This is a genomic window from Flavobacterium sp. KBS0721, assembly GCF_002007065.3.
GTDB classification, from domain to species: domain Bacteria; phylum Bacteroidota; class Bacteroidia; order Flavobacteriales; family Flavobacteriaceae; genus Flavobacterium; species Flavobacterium piscis.
The window spans coordinates 4,536,923-4,549,095 of sequence record NZ_CP042170.1 but is presented as its reverse complement, the minus strand read 5'-3'; the positions used below and the strand labels follow the sequence as shown (position 1 = coordinate 4,549,095).

General features: G+C 35.8%; 9 protein-coding genes. 4 read left to right on the top strand and 5 right to left on the bottom strand.

All coding sequences use genetic code 11. From position 1 onward, the window contains the following. Window positions 1-37: 37 nt before the first annotated feature. The 3 genes from B0M43_RS19325 to B0M43_RS19315 all read right to left on the bottom strand — a co-directional run bounded on the left by B0M43_RS19325 (window position 38) and on the right by B0M43_RS19315 (window position 4,542). The gene (locus B0M43_RS19325; RefSeq protein WP_078007801.1) at window positions 38-2,227 is read right to left on the bottom strand and encodes a PepSY domain-containing protein; all 2,190 of its coding nucleotides are present in this window, start codon (window positions 2,225-2,227) and stop codon (window positions 38-40) included. Window positions 2,228-2,433: 206 nt separating this feature from the next. Then, window positions 2,434-2,916: a DUF2271 domain-containing protein gene (locus tag B0M43_RS19320; RefSeq protein WP_078007800.1), complete on the bottom strand. Its 483-nt coding sequence runs from the start codon at window positions 2,914-2,916 to the stop codon at window positions 2,434-2,436. Between the two features lie 132 nt (window positions 2,917-3,048). Then, on the bottom strand, window positions 3,049-4,542 hold the full coding sequence (locus B0M43_RS19315) for an ankyrin repeat domain-containing protein (RefSeq protein ID WP_078007799.1): 1,494 nt from the start codon (window positions 4,540-4,542) through the stop codon (window positions 3,049-3,051). A 725-nt stretch (window positions 4,543-5,267) separates the two neighbouring features. On the opposite strand from B0M43_RS19315, the gene metN reads away from it, so the two are divergent. The 3 genes from metN (at window position 5,268) to metQ (ending at window position 8,570) form a co-directional block, all read left to right on the top strand. Next, window positions 5,268-6,299, top strand: coding sequence for a methionine ABC transporter ATP-binding protein MetN (gene metN / locus B0M43_RS19310; RefSeq protein WP_078007798.1), 1,032 nt, complete (start codon window positions 5,268-5,270; stop codon window positions 6,297-6,299). Next, on the top strand, window positions 6,292-6,945 hold the full coding sequence (metI, locus tag B0M43_RS19305; protein ID WP_065448878.1) for a methionine ABC transporter permease MetI: 654 nt from the start codon (window positions 6,292-6,294) through the stop codon (window positions 6,943-6,945). Before metN ends, metI begins: the two co-directional genes overlap by 8 nt. Window positions 6,946-7,751: 806 nt before the next feature. Further along, on the top strand, window positions 7,752-8,570 hold the full coding sequence (metQ, locus tag B0M43_RS19300; protein WP_065448877.1) for a methionine ABC transporter substrate-binding lipoprotein MetQ: 819 nt from the start codon (window positions 7,752-7,754) through the stop codon (window positions 8,568-8,570). A gap of 90 nt (window positions 8,571-8,660) precedes the next feature. Here the strand turns inward: metQ and B0M43_RS19295 are convergent, their stop codons facing one another. Together B0M43_RS19295 and B0M43_RS19290 are read right to left on the bottom strand one after the other, a co-directional pair. Then, window positions 8,661-9,893: an MFS transporter gene (locus B0M43_RS19295; protein ID WP_078007797.1), complete on the bottom strand. Its 1,233-nt coding sequence runs from the start codon at window positions 9,891-9,893 to the stop codon at window positions 8,661-8,663. A 47-nt stretch (window positions 9,894-9,940) separates the two neighbouring features. After that, window positions 9,941-10,603, bottom strand: a complete 663-nt coding sequence (locus B0M43_RS19290; protein ID WP_065448875.1) for a FadR/GntR family transcriptional regulator — start codon at window positions 10,601-10,603, stop codon at window positions 9,941-9,943. A 342-nt stretch (window positions 10,604-10,945) separates the two neighbouring features. On the opposite strand from B0M43_RS19290, the gene B0M43_RS19285 reads away from it, so the two are divergent. Next, window positions 10,946-12,172 (top strand): PQQ-dependent sugar dehydrogenase, encoded by a 1,227-nt coding sequence (locus B0M43_RS19285; RefSeq protein ID WP_078007796.1) that lies wholly within the window; start codon window positions 10,946-10,948, stop codon window positions 12,170-12,172. The last annotated feature ends 1 nt before the right edge of the window (window position 12,173 follow it).

The following is a 12,173-nucleotide window of genomic DNA, read 5'->3' as shown; positions in this document are numbered from 1 at the left end:
ATCTAAGCTAATTAGTGAAAATTAGTGCAATTAGTGTTTAATAACAATCCGTCAATAACTGACCATTCTCTCTATAATCTGTTATACTTTTTGCATTTCTTTCAAGACATAATTTATCCAGAATAGCTTCAGCATCTTTTTGCATCGCCAGTGATCCACAAATCATGATGACGCCATTTTCTTTTAATAAATTAATAAAAAAATCAGCATCTCGTTTGATGAGATCCATTACATAAAAATGCTCTGCTTCTCGGGATAAAGCCAAATGAAAACTTTGTAATTTTTGCTTCTGTATCATTTCAGCAGTAAACTTTTTATATCCAGAAACAGTCTCAGTCTCCATACGGAATCCGGAATACAAATGCGTTTCTGTTTTGGTTTTATTCTGCTCTATCATTCCAAGGAACGGTGCAATACCGGTTCCGTTGGAAATTAAAGCCACTTTCGAAACCTTCTTTGGAAAATGAAAAGCTTTATTATTGATGATTCTTGCTTTGATAGTATTTCCCGGAGCAAGGTTATTGAGAAACTCAGAACCCAGCCCGTTTGGATGTAATTTTACAACCAATTGTATGTTACCGGAATGATTTCCAATAGAGTAGAGGCGTTCTCTCGTATCGTTTGCGGGATAAATAGCCAGTAAATCTCCTGAACAGAATTTGGCTCTCATATTCGCTCTTAGGGTAAGTATAAAAGTCTGTTCGTGCTCAGAAACCAGTGTTTTATCTAAGACCATTAGTTTTTGCAAACCTTTTGGCACATGATTGTACAAAGATGGCGTTGTCGATAACGGAATTCCGGTTTCGGCACTCCATAATTTTATCCATTCGACAAATTCTGTGGCTGATTTATCATTTACAGTTTGTACGTTAAATAAACGTTCAGTCCAATCTTGATTTTGTAATTGTTTGTCGATTTCAAAAGCAAATTCACAAAAATCCGGATAAGCTTTAGAACCAAAACCCACTACAGAATACTTGATTTTTTGCTGTTGCGGATATTTATTTAAAAGCGATAAAAATTTGCTTCCGTTAGAAGGTGCGTCTCCTAATCCGTGTGTAGACGAAAAGACAATAATATGTTCGGCTTTCGGAAAAAGCGTGTAGCTGTTCAATTCAGTAATAAAAGCCTTTTCTCCGTGGCCAATCAATTGTTTTAGAATGGCATTGGCAAATCGCAGGGAACTTCCGTTTTCAGAGCCAGCCAAGAGGATGAACTTACTTTCACTGGCTTTGAATTTATTTTTAATACGGCTTGATCTTCTTTTTAAGGTAATAGCAAAACCCGAATAAATGAAAAACAGAATATTAATACTCGCAATAGCCAGTATAAATGCCCAGATTCCGTTGGTTTTTCCGGTATGAAGATTTAGGCTTAAATCTGCTAACTGAACGGTCATCGGAGAACGTTTTTCAGTCACAACTGCGCCTGTAACCTGATTCACTTCGATTTCGCGATCTTTTAACTGAATGATATAATATTCTTCGGGATCATCCGTAAAAGGAAATTCGATTTTGTTGACATCAGCCAGAAGAGTAGTCGAAAATACAGAAACAGTTTTTCCTTTTGGAGTTGCAACAAGTTCTGATTTTTCTTTTTGATTTTTCTCCTTCTCCATAAAAAAGTTGAATCTTTCCAAAGACAAATAGGTTCCTGTAAGCGCAATGATCAAAATCGGAATCAGGGCCAGTCTTCCTAAAACCACATGATAATATTGGGCAAAATAATCTTTTACCACTTTCGAAAAGAAATTACGGATGCCTCTTTGTCTGTTTAAAACAAGTGCAAAACCGGAAATGGCGATTAAGAATAATAAAAATGAAATTACACCAACAAAAAACCGTCCCGTTTCATGAAGAAATAAAGAACGATGAAAACCGGTAACCCATTGAATAAATTCATTTTTCTTTACCGGAGTTCCTAATTGTTTGCCCGTTTTAGGATTAATGTACGCATGGATATCATTACCATCCTCGTCAATTGCCTGAAGCGTTACAAAATGATTGTGATCTACGCTTAACTCTGTAATTTCATCATACTGTTTTTTTAATATGGGCAATGTTTGCGCCAGCGTTATCTGGTCGAAATTTTCTGCCTTATACGGAAGTGTTTTTTCCTGCATCGCATCAACTGCCAGAATAATTCCTGTAGTCGAAGCTAAAATTAAAAACAAAGAAGAAAACAAAGCCAGAGCCAAGTGTGCGTAACGCCAGAAAGAAAGAGTCATTGTGTGGTATTCGAATGTATATTAATTCTCATTTTTGTCATTTAGACGAAGGAGAAATCCTCGCAAGTAGCTCGACAATTTAAGGAAAAACTTTGCATTAGTTTTTTTACGTAGATTTCTCCTTGGCCGAAATGACAATCATTGTGGTTATTACAACTTTGTCAAAGTTCAAAACTTTGACAAAGTTTACTTGTAACGAAAGAGTATTAAATCTTGTTTAATCTCACGTATCTAATATATCCCTTACCTTCTGTTTTATCAGCAAGACCTTCAGTAGTAAGCGGAATTTCAAGATCATTTACATAATATTTCTGATCTTCAACAGCCGACTCAAATCGTAGTTTGTATCCTTTGTTAATTTTAGAATCATCAATTTCTATGGTAGTAATACTGCGATCTCCGCCAGTAACAGATGCTCCGGTTTTGGCACTAATATCAGTAGGTTTTGCTGTCTGGAATTTGTTCCATTCTTTTAGTGATTTGTACCATTTTTTATCATCACCCATTACATAAAGTGTTTTCTCATATTCTCCCTTAGAATTAATAAGGGAAACTACGATATAAGCGCCTTCGCCCATATAATTGGCCATTTGCAGCATGCATTTGTATTTGCTTGCCTGAGCATTTGTCTGAAAAGAGATTAAAAAGAGTAATGTACCTGTAAGTGCTATTTTAAATATTGATTTCATATTTTGAGTTATGAATTTTGAGTTATGAATTATGGGTTATGATTTACGAGTTATGAATTATGAGTTTTGACTTAAGAATTATAAGTTTGGCTTTAACTAAAAATTCATAATTCATAATTCATAACTTTTTACCTATTTTAGAAATTCAACCGAAACATTATTTTTAGTTAGCGATTCATTTTCTTTGGCAAGAGCATAAGCGCTTTCGTCAAATTCGGTATTGATGTCTTTTTTGGCACCAAGAGATACTAGGTATTTCAGGATGGTATCATCTTTGGCTACCATTGCAGCTTTGTGTAAAGCCGTAAGACCATCTTTGTTTTTAGCGTTGATATCAATATTCAGAGAAGCAAGTTTTTTTAGCAAAGCCAAATCATTTTTAGCAATAGCGAAGTGATATAAAGTACTTCCGTCTTTTTGTGCAGCAGCCAGGTTTAATCCTTTATCCTGAAGTAATTTTACTTTTGCCTCAAAAGGATCTTTTGCCGCATTAGCTTCACGTCCTGCCGGTCTGTAGGATTGTATTAAATAAACACCTAGATTATTTGCGTCTTTATCTTTTACGTTTACATCTGCACCTTTGTTTAAAAGTAGCGCAACGGCCTCAGGAGTTCCTGATCTTACCGCCATTGTCAAAGCCGATTCGCCTTTTAGGTTTTGTAAATTAATGTTTTTTACCTTTGGCAACAATTGTTCTAAAACTGCGGTTTCTCTCGCTCCGGCAGCAATCATAACAGGTGTATTTCTGTCTTTGTTTACTTGGTTTGCATCGACACCTTTACCTAAAAAGTAATTAATAATTTCAGTCTGATTTTGTTTTCCTGCTAAAAGGTGCAGTACATTTTCTCCTGATTTATTAGTAAAAGTAGCTTTTAGTTTTACCTCTTCTACTAAATATTTATAAGCTTCCAGAGGAGTGGTTTCTCTACGTGTTCCCTGAGTAGCAACCAAAAGCGCATTGTCTGTTGGTTTAACCCCTTTTTCTAAAAGTTTTTTCAAAAGAGCTACATTTCCTGTTCTGGCGGCGTAGTCAAAAGCAGTTTTTCCGTTACTGTCAGTATCTTTTAAGGATAATCCTTTTGTAATAAAATAATTGGTAAGCGTAAGATCTTTGTCGAACGGAATTGCTATAAGTAATAAGTTGGCACCGTCGTTATATTTTTTCTTCGGATCGATTCCGGCTTTAAAAAAAGCTTCAGCAACTCCTGAATTTAAAAGACCACTTCCTGCTCCAAAAGCAATTGGAGTTGTGCCATGACTGTCTTCAAAATTAATATCAGATCCTTTTGAGATCAGGTATTCTACCAATTCTGTATTTCCTCTGTAAGCTGCCCAGTGCAAATAAATACGATTATCGTGAGTGGGTTTATTTAATGGATTTCCGGGTTGGTCTAATAAGAATTTTATACTTGCAAGAGGCGCGTCATTATTAATAGCAATCACAACAGCATCAAAAGCATTTGCATTGGATTCTGCCGGATTGTTTCCTTTTTCTATTTCAGCTTTTACAGTGGCGACATCTGGTGCAGTTTTCCAAAAAGATTGTTCGAGTAAGTTGTTTTTTTGCTGTGCACTAACAAATAAAGTAGCGGCTAATGCAAAAGAGAGTAAAATATTCTTTTTCATATTTGGGTATTTATTGTTTAAGGTTGTTTATCTGTATAAATAAGGCTGGAGAATAAAGCTATTTAGAACAAATAAAAATAACGCAAATGTAAAAATTAATATTAGTTAATCAATTTATTTGGGGAAGAAAGTCCAATTTTAATGCAACTTTAAGTTTTGAAAATGAGATTGGGATGTTTTAATACAAACGGGACTGTTGTATAATTTCAAATTGAATCGTTTTATAGCACACAGATAAGACAGATTTGCTATCGCGAAAAAACGAATTTACATGGTTTTTTATCTTTTTTATTCTGATAAGTTCTTATGAAAATGAGTGCCATAGCCCTGATAAGTGGGAAACTCCTTTTGTGCTGGTCCCGATAGCTATCGGGAGGCACAAAAGATTTGGAAGGACAGCAGGAAAAAGTTCCAAAATCCTAAATCAGTCTATTAAATTGATAGGGTTAAAAAAGTTTATGATTTTGCATTAAAATTCAAATTATCTCTTTAAATTTGCCGCAGCAATGAAAAACGATAACCAGAACACCAATTATTATAGCTGCAGCATAATGTGTTGCGCGACTATGCGATGGTATGAACTGGCTTATATATAAAAATAAAATGATTTATTTCTGAAGCCTTTCATAATTTATTGAAAGGCTTTTTGATTTTACATTCTGGAATTTCAGAAGCGTTAAGTATTGATATCTGTGTATATAGCAGATTTAATTTGAATTAAAAAAATGATTGAATTAAAAAACATCACCAAGAATTTTCATCAGAAAAACCGAGTTGTTTCGGCTTTATCAGATGTTTCGCTTAAAGTTCCTCAGGGAAAAATATTTGGTGTAATTGGAACTTCGGGAGCTGGAAAAAGTACGTTGATTCGATGTGTAAACTTATTGGAAAGACCAACTTCAGGTGAAATTATCGTAGATGGAAAATCGCTACTGCAATTATCGAATGCACAATTGGCGATTGAAAGAAGACAAATAGGAATGATTTTTCAGCATTTTAACCTGCTTTCGTCAAGAACGGTTTTTGAGAATGTGGCTTTTCCGTTAGAATTGGTTGGTGCATCAAAGGACGCTATTCGAACCCGTGTTTTTGAATTGTTGGAATTAGTAGGTTTGGCCGAAAAAGCAAATGATTATCCGGCAAGCCTTTCAGGAGGCCAAAAACAAAGGGTTGCCATTGCGAGAACATTGGCCAACAATCCGAAAGTGCTTTTGTGCGATGAAGCAACGAGTGCACTTGATCCTGCAACAACAAGATCGATTTTGAATTTATTGAAGGATATCAATCGCCGTTTGAACATCACTATTTTGTTGATTACACACCAAATGGAAGTTGTAAAATCGATTTGCGACGAGGTTGCGGTAATTAGCCACGGAAAATTGATTGAGCAGGGAAGTGTAGGAGAAATTTTTGCCGACCCTAAACACGAATTAACAAAGGAATTTATCGCTTCGTCATTGCATCTTGATATTCCGAGAGTGTATCAGGAAAGATTGCAAAAGCAAGATGCAGAAGGTTTGAGTCCGTTATTACGATTAGAAATGACTGGAAAATCGGTAAACGAACCTGTTATTTCTGAGGTTTCGCGATTGTTCGATACGAATTTTAAAATTGTGAGTGCGCAAATGGATCAGGCCGGAGATGTAAACTTTGGTGTGATGCTGATCGAATTGTCGGGCAAACGCGAGAATTACGAAGCTGCAATTGAATATTTTATTTCTAAACATATTAAAACAGAAATCATAGGTTATGTCTGATTCTATTATTACCTTATTATTAAACGGTACCTGGGAAACCATCGTGATGACATTTGTGTCGGGCTTTTTTGGTTTTGCATTAGGGCTTCCAACTGGTATTTTGCTTTTCCTTACCCGAAAAAATCAAATTCTGGAGCAACCGGTTTTAAACAGAGTTTTATCGGTATTGGTGAATGTTTTTCGTTCAATCCCGTTCATCATATTAATCGTTTGGATGATTCCGTTTACGCGTGCGTTAGTAGGAACTTCAATTGGTGTAAGTGCCGCGTTGGTTCCGCTAAGCATTGGTGCAGCGCCATTTATTGCCAGATTGGTAGAGAATAGTCTTTTAGGCCTTCCTTCGGGATTAATCGAAGCAGCAAGAGCTTTGGGCGCAACACCTTTTCAAATTGTATATAAAGTATTGCTTCCCGAAGCTTTACCGTCTTTAATCAATGCCGCATCGATCACTTTAATTACGCTTGTAGGATATTCTGCAATGGGTGGTGCTGTTGGTGCCGGTGGTTTAGGACAAGTGGGATATCAGTACGGATATATTGGTTATGATGCCGTAACAATGAATTCGGTTTTGGCGTTATTGGTACTTTTGGTGTTTGTGATTCAGTTTGCGGGTGACTTTTTATCGAAACGATTTGATCATAGGTAAATGAATGCTTTGAGATTACTATGACATTACTTTGAGATTACTTTAAGATTTTACCGCAAAGCACGCAAAGTTTTTTTTTAGAATATCTTAAGTTTTGTGCGAAGCTAAAGTTCGCAAAGCTTTATGTTGAACCAGCTTTGCGAACTTAAATTGTGTTAGTACAACTTACAACTTAGCGAACTTTGCGAAAAAAACTTTGCGCACTTTGCGGTTAAATTTCAGACGACTTTGCGGTTAAAATACCACAGAGAACACAAAGTTTTTTAATATACTAAGTTTAGTAAAAACACAAAGTTCACAAAGCTTTATGTTGAACAAGCTTTGGGAACTTAAAATTGTGTTAGCACCACTTAAAACTTAGCGAACTCTGCGAAAAACCTTTGCGTTCTTTGCGGTTAAATTTCAGACGACTTTGCGGTTAAAAATACCACAGAGAACACAAAGTTTTTTAATATACTAAGTTTAGTAAAACACAAAGTTCGCAAAGCTTAATGTGAACTAGCTTTGGGAACTTAAAATTGTGTTAGCACCACTTAAAACTTAGCGAACTCTGCGAAAAACCTTTGCGTTCTTTGCGGTTAAATTTCAGGCAACTTTGCAGTTAAAATACCACAGAGAGCACAAAGTTTTTAATATACTAAGTTTAGTAAAAACACAAAGTTCGCAAAGCTTTATGTTGAACCAGCTTTGCGAACTTAAATTGTGTTAGCACCACTTAAAACTTAGCAAACTTTGCGAAAAAAACTTTGCGTTCTTTGCGGTTAAATTTTAGACAACAAATAAATATTAATTATAAAATTAAAAACATGATTACTAAAAATAATTTTTTAAAAGCAATCGGAATTTTAACCTTGACACTTTCATTGGTTAATTGTGGCAAAGCCAAAAACAACGATCCGCACCACATCAAAGTTGGAGTTGCAACAGGACCGGAATACAAAGTGGCTGAAGTTGCTAAAAAAGTGGCAAAAGAAAAATACGGACTTGAAGTAGAGTTGATTTCTTTTAATGATTACGTGATTCCTAACGAAGCTTTGAGCCAGGGAGATATTGATGCAAATGCTTTTCAGCACAAACCATATCTTGATGAGCAATCGAAACAACGTGGATACAAATTGGCAATCATTGGTAAAACATTCATTTACCCAATTGCAGCCTATTCGAAAAAAATAAAAAACCTTTCGGAGCTAAAAGACGAAAGCACCATTATTATTCCAAATGATCCAACAAACGGTGGACGTTCTTTATTGCTTTTGGAGAAAAACGGTTTACTAAAATTGAAAGACGGAATTGGTTTATTACCTAAAGTAACAGATATCGTAAGCAATCCTAAAAAACTTAAAATAGTAGAACTAGAAGCGCCTCAATTGCCAAGATCCCTTGATGATGCCAATGTAACAATTGCTATAATCAATAATACTTTTGCTTCTCAGGCAGGATTAGTTCCTTCGCGTGATGCTTTGTTTGTTGAGGACAAAGATTCTCCTTATGTAAACTTAGTAGTAAGCCGTGAAGACAACAAAAATGAAGAAAAAGTAAAACAGTTTTTACAAGCTTTTCAGTCTCCCGAAGTAGAACAAGCCGCTATAAAAGAATTTAAAGGCGGAGCTGTAAAAGGCTGGTAAAAAATAGTTTTATTTTGTTAATACAAAAAAGCGCTAAGTCTTTAGATTTAGCGCTTTTTACATATAATAATCGAATTAGTAAAAAATAATTTAATCTTCTTGTGCAGCAGTTTTTTTCTTTCCTTCAATATTAGGAAGAAAGCTTGTCAAAACTCCTATTAAAGGCAAAAATGCACAAACCTTAAAAACATATTCGATGCTTGTAGCATCTGCTAATTTTCCTAATATAGCAGAACCTAATCCGCCCATACCAAAAGCAAGTCCAAAGAAAAGTCCCGCAATTAAACCTACTTTTCCCGGAACTAATTCAGTAGCATAAACTAAAATTGCAGAGAACGCAGATGATATTATTAAACCAATAATAACAGATAAAACTCCGGTCCAGAAAAGAGATACGTAAGGCAATAATAATGTAAAAGGAGCAACGCCTAATATCGAAATCCAAATGATGTATTTTCGGCCAAAACGATCTCCCAAAGCTCCACCAAATAAAGTTCCGGCAGCAACGGCACCAAGAAATGCAAAAAGATAAATTTGAGATTCCTGTACAGACACATGAAATTTATCAATTAAGTAAAAAGTATAATAACTCGTCATACTCGCCATATAAAAGTATTTTGAAAAAATCAGTACCAACAAAATACCCAATGAAAATATCACTTTTTGTCGTGAAAGCGAATGATGTTTTTCTTCTGTTATAGCCGATTTATTTTTAGCTTTTAGATTTAAATGTTCCTGATACCATTTTGCAACGCCCGAAAGAATAATGATTCCCACGGCGGCTGCAAGACAAAACCAGATAATATTAAACTGCCCGTAAGGCACTACAATGATAGCGGCAAGCAAAGGCCCGATAGCACTTCCTGCATTTCCACCTAATTGAAAAATGGATTGCGCCAAACCTCTTTTTCCTCCGGAAGCCATATGCGCCACCCTCGAAGCTTCGGGATGAAATATAGAAGATCCAATACCAATTAAACTAACGGCAAGTAAAATATTAGTAAAACTTGAAGCTACTGCCACAGCCGCTAAACCAAGTAGCGTAAAAACCATTGCAACAGCTAAAGAATACGGGCGTGGTTTTTTATCAGTATAAAACCCAACAAAAGGCTGTAAAATAGATGCTGTAAGTTGATAGGTCAGGGTTATTAAACCAATTTCGCTAAAAGTCAAATGAAATTTATCTTTTATAATAGGGTAGACCGCAGGAACAACAGCCTGAAGCATATCATTAATAAAATGAGTCAAGCTAATAGTAAATAAAATAGAGAAAACAGTTTGTTGGGCTAACTGCTTTGAACTTTCAATGGTGTTTGTTTTCATAATGAATTAAAAAAAAAATCAGATCATCTGATGAATTTAGGTAAAAATTAGTAATTAGTATGTCCTGTAATTTTGGCAACAGTATTCCATGTTTTTTTTGGATCTTTTGCAATGATGTTTTTTAAAAGTTGTTCGTGTATAGTATATGTTTCCTGAAATATTTTAGTGTCGGGATAGATGCTAAGAAACTCCTTTTTTAAATGTTTCGATACAGATTTATACAAATCGGCCAGGATGTCATTTTTGGATGCTTCTGCAATAGCAATATGAAATTGGATATCCGCTTCGACACATTCCTCGATCAATCCTTCATTAGCAGCTTTCATTCTATTGGCCAAATGCTGCTGCATTATGGTGATATCCTCTTCCGTTCTGTTGATGGCCGCTTTTTCAGCAATTTTCAACTCTAACAATTGTCTCACTTCATCTAAATCCTTCAGACTTGCCCGTTTTAATCGTTGGTCCATAGGTTCTTGTATGCTGGTAACTTCCTGAACAAATGTACCAACTCCTTGCTGAATCCTAAGTAAACCTGAATTAGCGAGTAACTTCATCGCTTCTCTTATCGAAGATCTTCCAACACCAAAACTTTTCATCAATTCTGCTTCAATAGGCAATTTCTCATTGATCTTATAATGACCAAGAGAAATTTGCTCCTGTAATTTTGAAGCAACTTCTTCTGCAAGCGATTTTTTATGGATTAATGTCATATTTAGGTTGTCATATCATCTGATGATTGCAAATGTATAAAAATATTTTAGTTAACCTTATTTTAAGCGAAAAGTTTTTTACGCAAAGCACGCAAAGAAATACGCAAAGGTTACAAAGTTTTTATTTCTCTGTGAAAATCTCTGTGCTCTCTGTGGTTAAAAAAAAACCAGAAATATAAACTTTGCGAACCTTGCGAAAAAACTTTGCGCTCTTTGCGGTTAAAAAACACATAGTGAATAATAAAAACCTTATAATCGTATAACTTTTCTCATAAATTATATAACAGGATTTGTTTTAAATTTAAGAGTTTTGATCTATTCTAAATATAAAATCCCAAAACTATGAGAAATATTAACCAAATTGCTATTGTTTCGAGCATGCTAATTACCTTATTAAGCTGCTCTAGTGACAAAGATGTCGATGTAAATCCGGGTACAACCACAAATCCTGTCGAAGGCACCGCTCCCAATACAACTTATAAGCCCGCTTTCGAAGGTCAAACCAGAGTTAGTGGCTTACAAACCAACACACCCTATCAGGGAGTTGTTATCGCGACAGCATTAACAAGCCCATGGGGGATTAAAAGTCTTCCTGACGGAAGATTATTGATTACCGAAAAAACAGGAACGATGCGTATTGCTACAACAGCTGGTGTTTTGAGCGCTCCAATTACAGGAATTCCTGCTGTTAACGCAGCCAATCAGGGAGGTTTACTAGGTTTAGCTATTGATCCAGATTTCGCAACAAACAGAATGATTTACTGGGTTTATGCAGAAGCAACAACAGGCGGAAATAATACCGCTGTTGCGAAAGGAAAACTTTCAGCTGATGAAAAAACAATCGAAGGTGCAACGGTAATTTACAGAGCAAAACCGGCTAATGGAAGCACGCTGCATTACGGCGGTCGTATTCTTTTTGATAAATCCGGTTTCCTTGTAGTAAGTACTGGAGAGCGTTCTGTGTTAGAAACAAGACCATTAGCACAATCTGTATCTTCAGGTTTAGGAAAAGTGGTTCGATTAACAAAAGAAGGGCAGCCAGCAACCGGAAATCCTACTTTTACAGGAACAGGGGCATTACCTGAATTATATACTATTGGACATAGAAATCCGCAAGGTTTGGCACTTAATCCTACTACAGGAGAAATTTGGTTGTCAGAACATGGACCACGCGGAGGTGACGAAATCAATCGTCTAAAATCCGGTGCAAATTACGGATGGCCAACAATTACATACGGAATCGAATATAGCGGAGAAAAAGTAGGAGCGGGAATTCAGCAACAAGATGGTTTAGAGCAACCGGTTTATTACTGGGATCCTGTAGTTTCGCCAAGCGGAATGACGTTCTACACAGGAAATCGTGTTCCGGAATGGCAAAATAATCTTTTTATAGGCGCTTTAAGCGGAATGCATATCGTGCGTCTTGCTATAAAAGACAATAAAGTGATTGGTGAGGAAAGACTTTTGGCTTCAGAAAACCAACGTTTTAGAGATGTAACACAAGGAAATGATGGTGCTTTATATGCCATTACGGATGGTGGAAGATTGTATAAAATTGATAAAAAATAAG